Origin of the sequence: uncultured Lamprocystis sp. (genome assembly GCF_903933125.1) — a bacterium.
GTDB lineage: Bacteria > Pseudomonadota > Gammaproteobacteria > Chromatiales > Chromatiaceae > Thiodictyon.
The window spans coordinates 1-17,354 of sequence record NZ_CAIZIZ010000533.1 but is presented as its reverse complement, the minus strand read 5'-3'; the positions used below and the strand labels follow the sequence as shown (position 1 = coordinate 17,354).

The 17,354-nt window shown below is 63.9% G+C and carries 16 protein-coding genes and 1 pseudogene; 8 read left to right on the top strand and 9 right to left on the bottom strand.

What is annotated here, in order from left to right:
* The first annotated feature begins 307 nt into the window (after positions 1 to 307).
* Positions 308 to 1,048 (top strand): bifunctional 2-polyprenyl-6-hydroxyphenol methylase/3-demethylubiquinol 3-O-methyltransferase UbiG, encoded by a 741-nt coding sequence (locus tag QZY03_RS29200; protein WP_295587435.1) that lies wholly within the window; start codon positions 308 to 310, stop codon positions 1,046 to 1,048.
* Between the two features lie 548 nt (positions 1,049 to 1,596).
* Here the strand turns inward: QZY03_RS29200 and QZY03_RS29195 are convergent.
* A pseudogene (locus tag QZY03_RS29195) lies at positions 1,597 to 1,755 on the bottom strand (ISNCY family transposase); the annotation flags it as partial.
* A 128-nt stretch (positions 1,756 to 1,883) separates the two neighbouring features.
* On the opposite strand from QZY03_RS29195, the gene QZY03_RS29190 reads away from it, so the two are divergent.
* The 4 genes from QZY03_RS29190 to QZY03_RS29175 all read left to right on the top strand — a co-directional run bounded on the left by QZY03_RS29190 (position 1,884) and on the right by QZY03_RS29175 (position 5,798).
* Entirely contained in the window at positions 1,884 to 3,212 is a 1,329-nt protein-coding gene (locus QZY03_RS29190; RefSeq protein WP_295587433.1) for a penicillin-binding protein activator, read from the top strand.
* Positions 3,209 to 3,580: a YraN family protein gene (locus QZY03_RS29185; RefSeq protein WP_295587431.1), complete on the top strand. Its 372-nt coding sequence runs from the start codon at positions 3,209 to 3,211 to the stop codon at positions 3,578 to 3,580. The genes QZY03_RS29190 and QZY03_RS29185 overlap by 4 nt, the downstream gene beginning before the upstream one ends.
* A 123-nt stretch (positions 3,581 to 3,703) precedes the next feature.
* Positions 3,704 to 4,366, top strand: a complete 663-nt coding sequence (locus QZY03_RS29180) for a BON domain-containing protein (protein WP_295587429.1) — start codon at positions 3,704 to 3,706, stop codon at positions 4,364 to 4,366.
* Between the two features lie 4 nt (positions 4,367 to 4,370).
* Positions 4,371 to 5,798 (top strand): FAD-linked oxidase C-terminal domain-containing protein, encoded by a 1,428-nt coding sequence (locus tag QZY03_RS29175; protein ID WP_295587427.1) that lies wholly within the window; start codon positions 4,371 to 4,373, stop codon positions 5,796 to 5,798.
* A gap of 17 nt (positions 5,799 to 5,815) precedes the next feature.
* On the opposite strand, the gene QZY03_RS29170 is transcribed toward QZY03_RS29175, so the two are convergent.
* Positions 5,816 to 6,184 (bottom strand): hypothetical protein, encoded by a 369-nt coding sequence (locus QZY03_RS29170; protein ID WP_295587425.1) that lies wholly within the window; start codon positions 6,182 to 6,184, stop codon positions 5,816 to 5,818.
* A gap of 230 nt (positions 6,185 to 6,414) precedes the next feature.
* Between QZY03_RS29170 and QZY03_RS29165 the strand changes: the two genes are divergently transcribed.
* On the top strand, positions 6,415 to 8,205 hold the full coding sequence (locus tag QZY03_RS29165; protein ID WP_295587424.1) for a GspE/PulE family protein: 1,791 nt from the start codon (positions 6,415 to 6,417) through the stop codon (positions 8,203 to 8,205).
* Between the two features lie 59 nt (positions 8,206 to 8,264).
* On the top strand, positions 8,265 to 9,611 hold the full coding sequence (locus QZY03_RS29160; RefSeq protein WP_295587422.1) for a hemolysin family protein: 1,347 nt from the start codon (positions 8,265 to 8,267) through the stop codon (positions 9,609 to 9,611).
* Positions 9,612 to 9,761: 150 nt separating this feature from the next.
* Here the strand turns inward: QZY03_RS29160 and QZY03_RS29155 are convergent, their stop codons facing one another.
* The 7 genes from QZY03_RS29155 to QZY03_RS29125 all read right to left on the bottom strand — a co-directional run bounded on the left by QZY03_RS29155 (position 9,762) and on the right by QZY03_RS29125 (position 15,841).
* On the bottom strand, positions 9,762 to 10,022 hold the full coding sequence (locus tag QZY03_RS29155; protein ID WP_295587420.1) for a hypothetical protein: 261 nt from the start codon (positions 10,020 to 10,022) through the stop codon (positions 9,762 to 9,764).
* Positions 10,023 to 10,052: 30 nt separating this feature from the next.
* Positions 10,053 to 10,442: a DUF192 domain-containing protein gene (locus tag QZY03_RS29150; protein WP_295587418.1), complete on the bottom strand. Its 390-nt coding sequence runs from the start codon at positions 10,440 to 10,442 to the stop codon at positions 10,053 to 10,055.
* 435 nt (positions 10,443 to 10,877) lie between these two features.
* Positions 10,878 to 11,705 (bottom strand): bifunctional DNA-formamidopyrimidine glycosylase/DNA-(apurinic or apyrimidinic site) lyase, encoded by an 828-nt coding sequence (gene mutM / locus QZY03_RS29145; RefSeq protein ID WP_295587416.1) that lies wholly within the window; start codon positions 11,703 to 11,705, stop codon positions 10,878 to 10,880.
* A gap of 1 nt (position 11,706) precedes the next feature.
* Positions 11,707 to 12,819, bottom strand: a complete 1,113-nt coding sequence (locus QZY03_RS29140) for a hypothetical protein (RefSeq protein ID WP_295587415.1) — start codon at positions 12,817 to 12,819, stop codon at positions 11,707 to 11,709.
* Between the two features lie 3 nt (positions 12,820 to 12,822).
* Positions 12,823 to 14,193 (bottom strand): GldG family protein, encoded by a 1,371-nt coding sequence (locus tag QZY03_RS29135; RefSeq protein WP_295587413.1) that lies wholly within the window; start codon positions 14,191 to 14,193, stop codon positions 12,823 to 12,825.
* Complete coding sequence (locus tag QZY03_RS29130; RefSeq protein WP_295587411.1) at positions 14,190 to 14,927, bottom strand: ABC transporter permease subunit; 738 nt, start codon at positions 14,925 to 14,927, stop codon at positions 14,190 to 14,192. Before QZY03_RS29130 ends, QZY03_RS29135 begins: the two co-directional genes overlap by 4 nt.
* Positions 14,924 to 15,841: an ABC transporter ATP-binding protein gene (locus tag QZY03_RS29125; protein ID WP_295587410.1), complete on the bottom strand. Its 918-nt coding sequence runs from the start codon at positions 15,839 to 15,841 to the stop codon at positions 14,924 to 14,926. Before QZY03_RS29125 ends, QZY03_RS29130 begins: the two co-directional genes overlap by 4 nt.
* 1,098 nt (positions 15,842 to 16,939) lie before the next feature.
* Here QZY03_RS29125 and QZY03_RS29120 point away from each other — a divergent pair.
* Positions 16,940 to 17,263, top strand: coding sequence for a hypothetical protein (locus QZY03_RS29120; RefSeq protein ID WP_295587408.1), 324 nt, complete (start codon positions 16,940 to 16,942; stop codon positions 17,261 to 17,263).
* The last annotated feature ends 91 nt before the right edge of the window (positions 17,264 to 17,354 follow it).

Genomic DNA, 17,354 nt, shown 5'->3' with positions numbered 1-17,354 from the left:
CTGCGCTTATCCACCCTACGAAACCGGCTCCGTTGTAGGGTGGATAAGGCGCGCCGCTCGGTCTCAGGGACTCGGCACGGCGGTCGCGCGCGCCGCATCCACCAGAGGTCGCGCGGTGCCGCCCAAATTTGGAATTGCTGGCAACCGCGAAACTGCCTTGACATCTACCGGACAGTTAACTTATAATATTAGAAGATTGTACCAAAATAAATGCGTCGAGAATTCAAGCGCTTGCCGCCAGAGTTGCGCCCGTCAGATATCGTTTCATTGATCTTCAGAATGAAATCGCCGGAGGCCGTAGACAACCATGATGACCGAGCTTAAGATTTTTGCCGATAATGATCAAGAAATCAGATTGCTCGAGAAGCGTATCACCGAGTTGTACGACGGGAAAACCGAACTGGTGATCCTCGAAGCTGGTTGCGGCCGTAAGTGGGTTCTCAACCTTTCCGAAATCAAGTACAAACTCATCGGCGTCGATCTTGACGCGGAAGCCTTGAGCAGCAGAGTGAACAACGAAAAGGACCTGGATGAAGCAATCGTTGCCGATCTGCAGAATTTCGACATCGGACGCCGCCAAGTCGACGTTATATACAACTCGTTCGTTCTGGAACACATCGAAAACGCCGACAAAATGCTGGAGAACTTCGACAGGTTGCTGAGCGCCGGCGGCTTGCTGATCTTGAAGTTCCCTGATCGTAATACCGTTTTCGGCTTCATTACCAGGGTGACGCCATTTTGGGTCCACGTCTTATTCAAGAAATACATACAGGGACTGAAAGAGGCCGGAAAGCCGGGGTTCGCTCCTTATCCCACGTACTACCACCCGATCGTTAGTCGGGAGGGAATCCATGAGTTCTGCAAATCGCATGGATACTCAATCAAAGAAGAATACGGGTTCTGCGGTTACTTACGCGGCAAAGGTGTGAAGACCAAACTCATCCGTGTCGTGGCAATTCTCATCAGCGCAGGGTCGCTGGGGAAGTTGCCGTGGAAATACAATAACCTGACCTACGTGTTGTCGAAAACCGGGTCATCGGCAAAGTAAAGCCGGGTCCGAAAGGGTTGGGGCGATCACGCCGGAGATCCGCATGGCTCCCAAGGGTGGTGACAGGCTCTTCACCAGTGCCTGACCCAGCCGGATCCGGCGGCACCGAAGACTCGTTGCGCTGCCACCGTCCTCCATTTCGCGAGCAGGCGTTCAAGTGCGAGGCTGGCCGGTGCACGAAGTCCTGAGCGTGCCTGGTGAACTTGTTATCATCATCCGCCATTTTTGTGGACGGAAACACGCCGGCGCCGATTGAGAACAAGTTTGAGATCGCCAGGCCGCCTATCCCGAAGATGCGTCGGTACGCGACTTGATCTGAATCGATGTTGCCACCAGGTTCCCTACGGCCCTAACGAAATCCACGTTTTCCGCAACGCCTATTCGCTGCCGCAGCGAGACTTCGCGGCGCGGTCATTCATTACGATGGATGCGATGCATAGTGTGTTCGCAACAGCGGGAGAATGCGTTGATCGCGGACTCCGCCGCGGCGTTTTGGTGCCGCAAGCGGATAAGGAGGAATCAGCGCAGCGCGAGCAGGGCGTCGGGACTTTTTTTGCCAATCGATGCCCGGCCGTGACCACCTCCTGATTGATCCGGTCCAGAATCTCCGGGGTAAACAGGCGCAGGTTATCGCTGATCGTCTGCAATTGGGGCCGGTCGTGCCCCTCATCCGTCCAACCGGAATGCCGGCGCATCCGGCGTAACGACTTCAATCTTGGGGTCAGATTATAACAGATTGCGCAGCTTGACATTTTGCGGTTTACTTTCAGGTACTATCTTAGTCCGCATCTGCCTTCCACTTCATCGCTCCCCACACTGCAACGGAACTCGTATCATGCACCAAGATCGCCCCGTCGCGTCATTCTGCCCCAACGTCCGTCGGTTCCCCGGCGCGGTTCGGACCTTGGCCCTAAGTATGGCCGTGGTCCTGAGCGGGACGCTCGGCGGCTGCGCCGGCCTGCCGTGGGACAAGGCGCCGACGAATCTCCGCGGCGGGTACGTCGCGGGGGATAAGGTGACGGCCATCCTGCCCGGTAAGGGGCCGGTAGCAGACGTTGCCGATGCGCTGCGCGAGGGACTGCGGGCCGCCCACGGTGCCGACGACACGGCCGCCAAGCCGACCCTGACGTTCATCGCGAGCGAGCAGCCAAACAAGATCGCCGAGGCCCACGGGGAAGCGGTGTCGGCCGGAGCGACCCAGGTGATCGGGCCCTTGCTGAAACCGGCAGTCGATGCCTTGGCAACGGGTCCGGCCTTGAAGATCCCGACCCTGGCCCTGAACCAGTCGACTGCTGCCGGCAAGGCCGCGGGCAACCTCTACCAGTTCGCCCTGGCGCCCGAGACCGAGGCGGTGGAGGCGGCCAACCAGGCCAAGGCGATGGGTTTCACCCGCGCTCTGATGCTGGCCCCGGCGGGCGAGGCGGGCCAGCGGCGCGCCGATGCCTTCCGGCGCCAGTGGGAAAAGCTCGGCGCGACCCTAGTGGGCCAGGCCAGCTTCGATCCGGCCGCCGCGGACGCTGCGAAAACGCTGACTGCGCTGCTGAAAAACGGTGAGGCGGACTTCCTGTTTCTGGCTGTCGATACGGATCAGGCACGCAAGATTTACCCGCCGATCCGCGATGGAGCGAATGCACTCCCGGTGATCGCGACCTCGGCGGTCTACTCCGGTGCGGCGGATGCCGCCCGCGACAAGGCGTTGGCCGGGCTTTACTTCGTCGATCTGCCTTGGGTGCTCGGGGTGGGTCAGGCGAATGACCCCGTGGCCCGCGCCAATCTCAAGGGGAAATCGGCGGCTCTGGCGACGCCCCTGGGCCTGCGTCTCTATGCGATGGGGATCGATGCGTACCGACTGGCGCCACGTCTCGCCGGTCTCGCCAAGGACCCGGCGGCCACCTTCCCCGGCGCGACCGGCACGCTGTCGCTCGATTCACTGGGGCGGGTGCAGCGCCAGTTGACCCTCGCGCAGTTCACGGCGACCGGTCCCCAGCCGGTGAGTGCCAAGCCGGCCGCCAAGCAGCGTAGCTGGATGCCCTTTGCCAGGCCGGCCGCGGTCGCCCAACCGGCCGCTGTCGCCACACCAGCCCAGACCCCGTCACCGTCCACGGCAGGGCCCAAGCCTGAACCCAAGCGCCCGCTGCCGCAGCCCGCGGTCAAGGGTGGATGAAGGGCACCGGGGGGCCAGTCGGCGATGCCCGGTCGTCGATTGGCCGGGACAAGGAGTGTCTCGCCGCTGATTTCCTGACGCGTCACGGATTGCGCCTGATCGCCCGTAATCACCGCTGTCGTTTCGGCGAGATCGATCTGATCATGGGCGATAATGGGGTGCTCGTGTTCGTGGAGGTCCGTTATCGCGCCTCCTCCCGGTTCGGCACCCCGGCCGAGACCGTGGATCACCACAAGCAGCGGCGTCTCGTCGCCGCCGCGAACCACTATCTGCTGGCCCACCCCAGCGTGTTACCCTGTCGCTTCGATGTGGTCGCGATGACCGGCCAGGATCAGGTTCTGTGGCTCAAGGATGCGTTCGGCACTTAGCGAGCCTCCAACTATATGTGGTGACATGTCTTGCTACACCCGATGGGTTTGCGCTTTTCAGTTGATCGTTGCGTTGCTGTCGGTGCCGACCTCGCACCCTGCGCGCCACGCGCCACTTGCGTTATGCCACTGACCGATGCCCTCCGGCACGGCTCGAAGGGCACCCATCCGTACTCCTCCCGGTACCGCGCCGCGGTCCTGCTGCTAGTCCTGACCCTGACGCCTTTGCTGGGCGCTCCCCTCCTGAGCGGATGTGCTGCCTTGGTGGTTGGCGGGGTCGCGGTGGGCGCGGTGGCCGCCTATGACCGCCGTGGCTATGCGACGGTCATCGACGATCAGCGGATCGAATTCGAGGCGGGTAGTGCCCTGGCGGCCGAACCGGCACTCAAGGATCGCGGACGCATCTCAGTGACCAGTTACAATTACAAGGTGTTGCTGACCGGTCAGGCGCAGACAGACGCGGTGGCCGCCCACGCGGCCGGCGTGGTCAGCCGCTTGCCGAAGGTGCAAACGGTCGTCAATCAATTGACGGTTGGACCGAATATCAGCCTGCGGCGCGAGAGCGAGGACGTGTTGCTGACCTCGCGTGCCAAACTGGCACTCCTCAACGTCACGGTGCCCGGCTTCGACCCGACGCGGGTCAAGGTGGTCACCGAGGATGGGGTGGTCTACTTGCTGGGACTGGTGTCGGTCGAGGAAGGGGATGCGGCGGCCGAACAGGTCAGCTTCGTGCCCGGGGTCGCGCGGGTGGTAAAGCTCTTCGAGTATCGGGAACCCGAGGTCTGAGCCCTTGTCCGAACTGACCCCCGGTCTGCGTGCGCGCCTGGCAGCCATTGCCGGACCCGGTCGTTTGCTGACCGATCCGGCGGACTGCTGGCCCTACGGCTATGACAACAGCCGCCGCCACGCGCTGCCGCAGGCGGTGGTTTTCGCCGCCGCCGACGACCAGGTTCCCGATCAGATCGCGGCGCTGGTACGCCTCTGTGCCGAGGCCGGACTGCCGCTGATCGCGCGCGGCCGCGGCACCGGCACCACCGGGGCGACGGTGCCGGATCGCGGCGGCGTGGTGCTCTCATTCGAGCGCATGAACCGCATCCTGCGCATCGCCCCCGGCGACCGCTATGTCGTCTGCGAGCCCGGGGTGGTCAATGCCGACCTGCAACGGGCGATCGGTGCTCATGGCTTCTTCTGGCCGCCGGATCCGACCAGCGCCGCGGTCTGCACCATCGGCGGCAATCTCGCCTACAACTCGGCCGGACCGCGGGCGGTCAAGTACGGGACCCCGCGCGAGCATACGCTCGGGCTCAAGGCGATCACCGGGCGCGGCGAGCCGATCCACACGGGCGTGCTCACCACCAAGGGCGTGGTGGGCTATGATCTGACCCGCCTCATCATCGGTTCGGAGGGCACCCTGGCCTTGATCACCGAGGCGACGCTGAAGCTCACCCCGCTGTCGGAGGCGACCCGTACGCTGCGTGCCGCCTACCGGGATATCCATAGTGCCGCCGCCGCCGTGTCCGCGATCATGGCGCAGCCGATCACGCCCTGCGCTCTGGAGTTCATGGACGCCGCCGCGATTGCGACGGTGCGCGCCTACTCCGGGCTCGATCTGCCGGATGCGACCGGGGCCTTACTCATGATCGAAGTGGACGGGCCGACGGCCTGTGTCGACAGCGCGGTGACGGCGGTGGAGACCGCGGCCCGCAATGCCGGTTTGCTGGATTGCCGCCACGCGGCGGACGCGGCCGAGGTGGCTGCTCTCTGGAAGACCCGCAAGGCGCTGTCGCCGGCGCTGCGCCACATCGCACCCAAGAAAATCAACGAAGACGTGGTGGTGCCGGTCTCGCGTCTGGGCGAGTTCATCGACGGCCTCGAACGGCTGTCGCGGGAGCAGGGGATCCGCATCGTCAACTTCGGCCACGCCGGCAATGGGAACATCCATGTCAATCTGCTGGTCAATCCGGATGATCCGGTTGAACTGGCTCGCGCCCATCGCTGTCTGGATGCGGTCTTTACGCTGGTTCTGCGGCTCGGCGGGACGCTCTCCGGGGAGCATGGGGTCGGGCTCGAAAAGCGTGACTTCGTGGCGCGGGAGATTGATGCGCCCACCTTGCGGCTGATGGCCGATCTCAAGCAGTGCTGCGACCCGGCGGGGATACTCAACCCTGGTAAGGCACTCCCGATCTCGGGGGGGCCGGCTATGGTGGTGTTTCCATAGCCGGGTTGAGTGCAGGGTCAATGCGCGGCGGCGCGGCTGGCTTCCTCGCGGGTATAGAAGCGCCCGTTGCGGATGAAACCGCTGATCAAGCCGGAGCAGGTACGGGTCACATGTCCCTCGCTGTCGCGCGCGCTCACCCAAGCTTCCGGCAGCCCGTCGAGCACGTGGATCGGCGCCAAAGATCCGTCGGCGAAACGGGCGCTCACCTGTTCCCCGGTGGCCGTGTTGAGATACGCGGGGACGAAGCCAAGATGAGCGTTGTTCCGGCTGACGCCCCGGCTGAGTTCATAAAGGACGTTTTCGTCACGAAGCGACAGTTCTGTCAGTACACCGCGCAGTCGCCGCGAGCGTTCCTGCTCCTGTGGCGGGGTGATCTCGATGACCATTTGGACTAACTCAGTGTGCATTTTGCCTCTCCTGGCCCCCGGAGCGGGAACCTTTTGCGGGATATGAAGCATCGGGCGTGCCAACATGCCTGAGACGCTGCGTCAGCATGACCTGACCGCGCCAGCCGCAGCCCCCGGCGCATCCGATCCGCACCGATCTGGTGCGCGCGCGCTCATCCCGCAACCCGGATAGACTATAGGGATCTCAGCACGCCCCAATGGAGCCGAACATGGCCGCAGAGAAACAAATCGAAAGCCGTCCGGACCATCGACTCACGGTCGACGAGGTCCTGGATGATCTGGTCGCGGACGGCATGGTCACGCGGCCGGTGGCCCAGGGCCTGCTCTTCACCGTGACCCCGAAAGATCGGGCGGAGCGTCACGCCCTGGAACTGGTGGCGGATGCCAAGATCCATCATGCCAACTCACCCAAGCGCATCATTACGCTGGAGGAATTGACCTTCTGGCTGGCCAAGCGCACCGGGCTCGAATATTTGCGCATCGACCCGCTGAAGATCGACGCCCCCAACGTCGGCGATCTGGTCACCGCCTCCTATGCGGCCTGGAACCGCATCCTGCCGGTATCCATCACCGCGGAGCAGGTGGTGTTTGCGACCTCCGAGCCCTATCTGACGAGTTGGATCGAGGAGCTGGGAGGCATCATCAAGCGCGAGATCGTGCGGGTGATGGCCAATCCGCGGGATATCGAGCGCTACCGAAAGGAGTTCTTCGGCGTTTCCAACTCGGTCAAGGGGGCGAGCAACACCGAGGGGAATAAACGTCTCTTCGGGCTTGGTAACCTCGAAGCCTTGGTCGAGTTGGGCAAGTCCGGTCAGATTGACGCGAACGACAGCCACATCGTGCACATCGTCGACTGGCTGCTGCAATATGCCTTCGATCAGCGCGCCAGCGATATCCACCTGGAGCCGCGGCGCGAGGTCGGGAATATCCGCTTCCGCATCGACGGGGTGATGCATCCGGTCTACCAGGTGCCGGCACTGGTCATGACCGCGGTGACCAGCCGCATCAAGATTCTCGGGCGCATGGATGTCGCCGAGAAGCGCCGGCCGCAAGACGGGCGAATCAAAACCCGCTCGGAAGACGGCCGCGAACTGGAGATGCGCCTCTCCACCATGCCCACCGCCTTCGGCGAGAAGCTGGTGATGCGCATTTTCAATCCGGACGTCCTGTTGCGTGACTTTGCCGACCTGGGCTTCGGCGAGGAGGATGCCAAGCGCTGGCAGGCGATGGTCGGCCGCCCCCACGGCATCATCCTGGTGACGGGGCCGACCGGTTCGGGCAAGACCACCACGCTGTATTCCACCCTCAAGACACTGGCCACCCCACTGGTCAATGTCTGTACGGTCGAGGAGCCGATCGAGATGGTGGAGCCCGCTTTCAACCAGATGCAGGTCCAGCATAACATCGGCCTGGACTTCGCGAGCGGCATCCGTACCCTGATGCGCCAGGATCCGGACATCATCATGGTCGGTGAGATCCGCGACCGCGAGACCGCGGAGATGGCGGTCCAGGCGTCCCTGACCGGCCATCTGGTGCTTTCCACCCTGCATACCAACGATGCGCCCGCCGCCATCACCCGGCTGCTCGACATCGGCGTGCCCCACTATCTGATCAAGGCCACCGTGATCGGCGTGGTTGCCCAGCGTCTGGTGCGCACGCTCTGCCCCCATTGCAAGCACGACGCCCCGGCCGACCCGGACCTGTGGGAATCGTTGGTCAATCCCTGGAAGCTCCATGCCCCGGACAGCCTATGGCACCCCAAGGGATGCCTGGAGTGCCGTAACACCGGCTACTATGGCCGAATCGGGCTTTATGAGATCCTGACCCTCGACGCGGAACTGCGCGAACTGATCGCCGCGGACTTCAACGAGACCCCACTGCGTCGTCTTGCCTACCAGAAGGGCCTGAGACCCTTGCGCATCAGCGGCGCCTTCAAGGCCGCCCGCGGGGTGACCAGCATGGAGGAAGTCTTCAAGGTCGCGCCGATCCGTTCGGATTGAGCGGTTCCTGTTTGCCCTGCAACGCCGGTCCCCGGCGGCTTTACCCCGAGAACCCTTTGATGGAAATCCTGTTTCTGATCGGCCTGATCGTCTTGAATGGCTCGCTCGCCATGTCCGAAATTGCGCTGGTCACCGCGCGACGCACCCGTCTGTCGCGGCTCGCACAAGATGGGGATGCCGGGGCCGCGATGGCGATCAAGCTCGGTGAGGACCCGACCCGCTTTCTCTCCACCATCCAGATCGGCATCACCTCCATCGGGGTGCTGAGCGGCATCCTCGGTGAGGCCGCCATTGCCGTGCCCCTGGCGGACCTGTTGGTGTTCTTCGGTATGGACGGGGACTCGGCGCATCTTGCCGCGACCGCGGTGGTCGTCATCATGATCACCTTTGTGGCCATTGTGATCGGCGAGTTGGTGCCCAAGCGCCTGGGTCAGATCAACCCCGAGGCGGTCGCGCGCCTGGTCGCGCGGCCGATGAACGCCCTGTCCATCGCCGCCCGCCCGTTCGTCTGGCTGCTCTCCTGGTCCACCGGGCGCCTTTTGCGCCTGCTCGGCCAGCGGGAGCAGGCCGCGCCGCGGGTGACTGAAGACGATATCCATGCGCTGTTACAGGAAGGGTCCGACGCCGGGGCGATCGATGCCACCGAGCATCACATGGTGCGCAACGTCTTTCGCCTGGATGACCGCCAACTCGGTTCACTGATGGTGCCGCGCGGTGAGATCGTCTCGCTTGACCTGAACCTCCCGCTGGACGCAAACCTGGCGCGCATCGCGGGCTCAGCGCATTCGCGCTTTCCGGTCTGTCGCGGCGGGCTCGATGATGTGGCTGGCGTGGCGGTGATGAAACACCTCTTCGGTCAGTCGCTGCGTGGCGCCGGGATCGATCTGAATGCGGACTTGGAACCGGCGGTTTACGTCCCCGAGTCACTCACCGGGATGCAGTTGCTCGACGAGTTTCGCGCCAATGGTGCGCAGATGGTTTTCGTCATCGACGAATACGGCGAACTGCTTGGCCTGGTGACCCTGCAGGATGTCCTGGAGGCGGTCACCGGCGAGTTTCAGCCGCGCGACCCGCAGGACGCCTGGGCCGTCGCCCGTGACGACGGCTCCTGGCTGCTGGACGGGCTGATCCCCGTGCCGGAGCTGAAAGACCGGCTGGACCTCAAGTCCGTGCCTGAGGAAGACAAGGGCCGCTACCATACCCTGAGCGGGATGCTCCTGTGGCTCCTGGGCCGGGTGCCCCAGACCGCGGATCGGGTCGAATGGGAGCATTGGTGTCTGGAAATCGTCGACATGGATGGTAAGCGGATCGACAAGGTACTGGCCATGCGTCTGCCGGAACCGGGGTCCGGGCAGGTGAGCGGGGACAATGACGCTCCCAAGGGGCTCGATGCTCCAACGGGTTAAGGCGAGTTCTGTGCGAGTCGTTCCGCCAAGGCGCGAAGAGGTGCATAGGGCAGGGGCGCTGTTATAGCGTTCGCACCTGATATACAGACAGACCTTCGTGTAGGGGCGGGTTTGAAACCCGCCCCTACGTCCGGTCATCACGTCCGAAGGCTATACCTTCTCCTGATCAAGTGGCGCATGCCACTGATACTCGCCCAGATCATCGAGCGGCGCATTTAAGTCCTCCGGGATTCGATAGCCCTGCCCGGAAAGACCACCAAGTCTCACCCCCTTGCGCTGAGTGGCGATGGACTGGTTCGCTTCCTCATCGACGAGAAACATGACGACGACCTTCGCTCGACCCAGTGTCGGCGGTGGCTCTTCAAGCGTGACTTGGCCATTTTCGCAAGTGCCTTTAATTGCCGTGTACATGATGTTCACCCCGCAGATCGAAAACAGCAGTCAGCGGTCCAGCCGCAATGAGGCGCCGACCGCGATCCTGCGGCGGGCGGCCTCGCCGCCCTTGATCTCCAGGATATACCGCACTGCCGCGGACGCGCTGGGGTAGATCGGACAGTGGGGCACGCGACAGGGCGGCACCGCGGGGACGATCTCGAGCAGGGTTCCGTCGATGTCGAAATACAGCAGGTCCAGCGGGATCAGGGTGTTCTTCATCCAGAACTCGGCTCGCCCCGGCGGCTGGATGAACAACATCCCCTGGTCGGCCGGCAGGGTTTGGCGGTACATCAGGCCGCGTCGCCGTTCGTCCTCTCGCTGGACAACTTCGACCCGAAAATCCGCTCCGCCGACCTGAACGGTCGCCAGTTCAGCGGCCGGCAGGCAGCCGGACATCGGCAGTGCCGCACAGAGCCAGCAGAGAACCGGGATTGCGCCTTGCCAAGGCCGCAACGATAGCAACAGGTAACGCATTAAGGCCAAGTCAATTACACACACAATGGTTGTCGTTGTCGTACTCGGAGAGGCGACGCAATGTGGTCCTGAGCACGCCCATGTCTACCGGGTTTCGATCCGGTGCGAACTGCCGAATACAGGACGAATGGTCTCCGTGGGAGCGGCGTCCCGCCGCGATGCGGTGCCGCGGTGACCGCGAACGTTGCGGCTGTGCGCCCGGCCCCGTCGCGGGGGGACGCCGCTCCCACGGGGTCGCTGCGCGACTTTCACGGTAAAGCTTCGGCCTCCGGTCTTCCGGTGGGCGGAACGACGACTAAGGCCCATAACCTTGATTACGACAACGACAACGACAACGACAACGACAACGAGAATGCTTCAATGTTGGCATCGTGGACAATAGAAACTCGACCGCTGCGTAATACGCACCTGGCGCAACGGCGCGCCACAGCCTGGACAAGGCTCGCCGGTGCGGCCGTAGACGCGCAGCCAGCGGGCGAAATAGCCGGGGTTGCCGTCTTCCTGGACGAAGTCCCGCAGGGTGGTGCCGCCCTGGACGATGGAGGCGTCGAGTACGGTCCGGATGGTCTGCGCCAGGCGCCGGTAACGCTCCAGCCCGACGCGGTGACAGGGGCGCGATGGATGGATGCCGGCCAGATACAGCGATTCGCTGGCGTAGATATTCCCCACGCCCACCACCACGCCGCCGTCCATGATGAATGACTTGACCGCGACCTGACGCTTGCGGCTGTGCCGATACAGGTGGTCCCCGTCGAATCCGTCTTCCAGCGGTTCCGGCCCCAGGTCGCGCAGCAGGGCGTGGCGGGTCGTGGCCAGCGTGGGCGGGTCCGGCGTCCAGATCAGCAGCCCGAAACGGCGGGGGTCATGAAAGCGCAGGGCGCGGCCGTCGGACAGTGCCAGATCGACATGGTCATGTTTCAGCGGCGGGGTCTCGGCGGGCACTACGCGCAGGCTGCCCGACATGCCCAGATGCAGGATCAGGCTGCCGTCCTCGACCTGGATCAGAATGTATTTGGCCCGCCGCTGCAGCCCCAGAATGGCCTGACCGGTCAGGCGCGGGGCCAGGTCAGGCGGAATCGGCAGGCGCAGCCGCGGGTCGCGCACGATCATCCGCGCGATGCGCCGGCCCAGCAGGTGCGGGCGGATGCCGCGCAGGGTGGTCTCGACCTCCGGCAGTTCGGGCATCTCAGGGCCTCCGGGCGGGCGGTTCGCCGGTTCCCGGTGCGGCGGCTTCAGGGTCGGGCGCGAAGGGGTCGACACCGAATCCGGTCGGCGGGTCCTTGTAGAGTTCGCTCCCGAAGCCCGCCCGGCCTTCCCCCAGGTCTTCCGGACTGAGCCTCACCGATGGCGGTGCACCTGGGCTATCCGTCGACACCGGGGCGTCCGGATCCGTCTCGGTTGCCAAAGGGTCCGGCGCCGCCGGAGCGGGCGCGAGCGCGTCGTCGGTCAGGGCTCCGGTATCCGACGGCAAGATCAGTGACGGCGCTGCCGGGGGCTTGGGTCGAAGGTCCGGCGGCGGTGCCGGCGGGGTCGGGTCGATGGAAGTGGGGTCCAGTTCCAGGAGCATGCCATCGGTCAGGACATAGCGCAGCTTCAGATCCGGCCGACTCCAGCGGCGCCGATCCTCCGAGACCAGGAAGCGCAGGGCGTTGCCGTCCGCAAACTTGAACTGCACCGGTTCCCCGGACCAGTCGCTGGTCATGGGTTCGACTCGTTCTGCTGTCAGGCCGATGAGTGCCTGCAGCGACTTGGCGGCTAGCGGGACCCCGTTGAGGGTGGCGAACAGCGGCGGTCCCGCGTGCGGCAGGAGCGCGCGTGAGCAATAATCGATCGGCGGGGCGATCAGCAGGTGGTGAAACCGGTCATCAATCAGGTGTACCAGCCCATCCGCCATCACGTAACGGCGCTGACCCAGGGGGTCCAGCCCGCCGAAGGCCAGCGTCAGGTCGTCCAGTCGCAGGCGCAGCTTGATCGGGTCCAGACCCAGTTCATCAAGCGCCGCGGAGGGTGCCGGGAAGCTGCGCTCGACCGGAGCCTGAATGATGGTGAGCAATTGGTCGAGCCGGCCCGGATCGGCATCCAGTGTCAAAGGTTCCAGCATGCGCCAGCCGTCACTGGTGCGCTCCAGCCGGATGAGGGGTTCGCCCGTGCGTTCCACCTCGATCAGGCGCAGATCCGCCGCGTCGATCCCCGCCAGGGTCTGGGGACGACGCGACACGGTCAGTTCATGGTGGATGCCCAGTGCCAGCAGCCCCAGCATCACGGCGAGCAGCAGATTCGCGAGCCAGCGTGCAGCCATGACTCAACTCCTCGAACGCGCCCAGCGCATCGTCAGGCCAGCCGCCAGAAAGAGGCCGGGTAGCAGCATGAGTGTCCCCGCTCCCAGCAGCAGTCGACGGTTGTGGCTCAGGGTGAGGCCCGGCACGGGTTGCGGATACGGCGGCAGGGCCGGCAGTGCGTCCTCACCGCTGAGCCAGCGCAGTAACTGGAGGCCGAGTGCGCGGTTGCCGTAAGCGCCGAGTTGGGCGTTGCTCAGAAAATCGCCGTCGCCCACCACCAGCACCCGTTGTACCCGGCCGTCTTCCGGCAGGTTGCGGGTCAGGGCCAGGACCACCGGCAGCGGTCCCGCCTGCTCGCCGACCACCTCGTCGCGGAACAGCTTGCCGGTCAGGCGTCCGGTCTCGTTCCAACTCTGCGCGCTGCTGCTCAAGAAACCGGCGAGCGTCCAGCCCGGTGCGGTGCGGGTCTCGAAGCCCACCGCGCCGGGCAGCAGGGCAGGGGTCGTGAGACCCTCCGCCAGCGCATCGGCAGGGAACTCGCCGATCACGGCGACCGCCGGGGTCTCGGACTCGAACCGCGCCGCGTCGGCGTCCACCAAGGTGCCCGGCAGGATGCCGATACCCAACTGATCGGCCAGTGCTTCGAGGCCATTCGGTTCGCCGGGGTCCATCAGCCACAGCAGATTGCCGCCTTGATCGAGATAGCGGGCGAGCCGCTCGGTCTCGCCGGGAAAGAGCGCGATCTGCGGATTGGACACCAGGGTCAGATGGGTATTCACCGGAATCTCAGCCACGGTGGCCAGATCCAGGCTGCGCAGCAGGTAGCCCCGCTCTTTCAGTTCCTGACCGAAGCGACTCAGGTCCGCGGCGCCCTCGCCGTCGATCTTGCGTTCGCCGTGTCCCTCCAGGACGGCGACCCAGGGCGCTCGCGTGGTCCCCAGACGGGCGATGGCGGCGGTGATTTCACGCTCGCCGATCGTGCTCAGGGTTTCGCGACGCCCCTGGTATTCCAGCATGATCTGCCCGGCGATGGAGACCTTGGCATCACGCGCCTGCTCGGGAAAGCGCTGAGGATCAACGTAGCGCACTTCGATCTCCGGCCGTGCATGGCGATAGCGGGCCAGCAGGCGGTCGATGGTCTTGCCAAGGGGATTTTGCGCGTCGCTGAACACGGTCACCCGCAGCGGGGCCTCGAGCCGCTCGATGATGGCCATGGACTCCGCGGTCAGGGTATTGCCGCGCGCGCTGGTCCAATCCCAATACCGGTCGTCCTGGGCGATCAGCCAGCCGGCGGCGATCACCGTGGCGAACAGCAGCGCTACAAAGAGCCCGTCCACCAGCGGTCGCTCGATGCCCTTGAGGGCCGTCCGCAACAGTGAGGTCAGGCGTTTCATGAGAGCCGCCGATTCGCCAGCCGGCGATGGGTCAGGGTGAGAAAGACCCCGGTGAACATCAAAAAATAGGCCAGGTCGCTGACCCGCACCGCGCCCAGCAGGAACCAGAAGAGGTGCTCGTTCCAGGCCAGCCAGCCGAAGAGCGACAGCCCCGTGGAGGTCAGATCCTGAGCCCGGCCGATGACCGAGAACAGCAGCAGGATACTGAAGGCGGCGAGCACGGCCGTTCCCGGCTGGGCGCTCAGGCTGGCGGCGTAGAGCCCGACCGCGCCGAACAGCAGCGCGGCGAGCCAGAGCCCCAGGGTGGCCGCCGCGATGAGCCCCCAGTCCAGGTCGGCGGTGCCGGCCAGCAGAGCCAGGTTCAGCGCCGGCAGCAGACACACCGGCGTGAGCAGGACCGCGATGCCCAGGAACTTGCCCAGCACCACGCTGTAGAGATGGACCGGCGCCGCGCCCAGCAGGTCGAAGCTCCCGTCCCGGAACTCGGCGCTGAGCATCCGTACGGCGATCAGCGGCGCGGCCAGCATTGCCACCACGGCCGCAATGCCGAAGAGATTGAGCGACAGCTCCTGGGACAGGCTCGCCACCCGTTCATCGGCGCCCAGGCCGCTGAAGTCCTCGATCACCTTCAGGAAGACCCAGGCCAGGACCACCTGGCCGGCACCGAGCAGCACCCACAGCAGCGGCGTGAGCAGACCGCCGCGCAATTCACGGCCGGCAATGGTGCCGATCATGATTGTTCCTCCACCCCGATCAGGTCGAAAAAGACCCGCTCCAGGTCGCTGCGCTCCGCCCGCAGTTCCCGCAAGCCCAGGCCCGCGGCGATCAGTTGCCGCGTCAGTTCCTCCGGGCCTTGATCGGGTTCCAGAACGACCCGAAAGCGATCCTCGCGCAGCGGGTTCGCCTCCGCCACGCAGTCCAGGGCCGCGAGTGCCGCGGCATCCGCCGGGGGCGCCAGGCGCAGGCGCCAAATCAGGGTCGGCGTGTCCGCCGCCAGATGATCGCCGACCACCAGCCGTCCCTGATGCAGGATCGCCACCCGGTCACAGACCGCCTGAACCTCGGGCAGGATGTGGCTGGAGAAAATCACCCCGCAGTCGCGCGCCAGTTCCCGCACCAGGCCGCGGACCTCGCGAATCTGCAGCGGGTCCAGTCCGTCGGTGGGTTCGTCCAAGATCAACAGCCGCGGCCGGTGCAGGATCGCCTGGGCGATCCCGAGGCGTTGTCGGAACCCCTTGGACAGCCGGGCGATCGGCTGTCGCCCCAGGTCATTGAGGCCGCAGCGGCGTAGCGCCTCGGCCACCGCCGCCCGTCCCTCGGCGCGCGGGACCCGATGCAGTCGGGCGCAGAACCGCAGATATTCGTCCACCCGCAGATCCTGATAGAGCGGCGGGCGCTCCGGCAGGTAGCCCAGCAGTCGTTTCGCACCCACCGGGTCGCGCGCCAGATTGCGGCCGGCGATCTCCACCCGCCCGCTACTCGGCGCCAGATTGCCGCTCAGGATGCGCAGACAGGTCGTCTTGCCTGCCCCGTTGGGGCCAAGTAACCCCAGCACCTCGCCGCGCGCCAGCGTCAGGTCGACGCCCGCCAAGGCCGTGTGGCGGCCGAAGCGGCGGGTGAGGTCAGTGACGCGTAAGAGGGTCTCCATAACCGACGCACGATACCGCCTGAAGGGCGATTTGCCAAAGGAAAGAATGCAGTTCCATCCCGGTCAAGGTGCTGGTGGAGGTCGCGCGCCTTGATGTGGAGCGGGAGGCGGATTTGGCCGCCCTGCGCAGGCCGGCCGCGCTGATCGGCTGGGGACGTGAGGAGGTTTGCTGGCCTGTAAAAGTGGCAGCAAATGACCCGCACCGTGCCCTGCGAACTCCCGCACGATTGTCTCTGTTTCGTGAGGAGACCCCATAAACGGGTCCGTGTGGGTGACGCTGACAGCCAAGCATCGAGATTAGATGTTGGGTAGCGTACGGACAGACGGCTCTGTGTGGGTGATAAGTACATCAATATATTCGCTATGAGCGCTTAATTATTTATCTTTCTTTTAAATCAATGCTTTGCAATTATTGGCGCCTACAAATATTTCACTTGAAGTACTTACTCGCAGTCAAGCATCGACATCGCCGCCGTGCTTTCAGTAGCGTGAGTCTCTAAAACCAACTCTAAATAGGTAACGACAAATGAAACGCATATCCATAATCGCCCTTCTGAGCACCATGATGTTGGCGCCGGTGCTCGTGGCTTGCAGCACCGCCTCAAAGCACGAACCGGCGCCATACGCCGCTGCCCCGACCTATCAGCCAAAACCAGATCGCAATTGATAACTGCCCGATATTAATAGCATTTGCCGCCAACATTGAAATCGATAATTTCACGTTGGCGGTAGAGTTCGATGGTTAGCCGCCGGGTGAATTGGCTAGTGGCTGGTGTGCGGTAGTAGCGTACTGATTTTGCGTCAATGGCATAATGGCTATGCCCGATAGCGTTGGCAGCAATTTCTACTGCTGTAGAGTGTCGGAGCGCTACACCTACAGCCGCCGCACATGATTCCCTTTGTCAAAATAGATGTAAAGGCAGCGCAGCAGCATAAGGCCCTTCAGGCTTCATGTTGGCGCAACTTTCGCACCATTGTAGTGACTCTTATGCTTGCCCTGCCCGCTGTGATCGGTTTCTTCACTATACTCATCGGCCATACCGGTTTGGTTGGTGCCGCCTCGTCACAGGCGTTCTTGAGGCGGGAGTCGAGGGGCGAATGGATTGCGTCGATAACGCCAGCAACACCACTACTTATCTGCATATTCTTCGGGATATCCGGGAACTGGCCGGTTGGACGGTCTCATCGCCCAAAGTGCGCAGTCTTTTCGATCTCACTGCGGTTCACTGGACGGCCGTAATCATCGATACGGAAAGTGGGCTCCCCTGGAGCGTTGACTCATGGTTTCGCCCAAACGGTCATCTGCCAATGGTCATGCCATTGTCGAACTGGATCGACAAAGAAAAGGCCTGGGAACCGCCTTTCGAACGCATATCGAGGCGCCATTTAATAACCGGACGCGCCTTAATGCAATTTTTCTAGCATAGTCTATACTTAGAGTTAGGTTTTGGATTACGAGGAGAGTCAATCATGAGTAACGAATGGCTTAATGACGCAAGAAAGATTCCTGGCG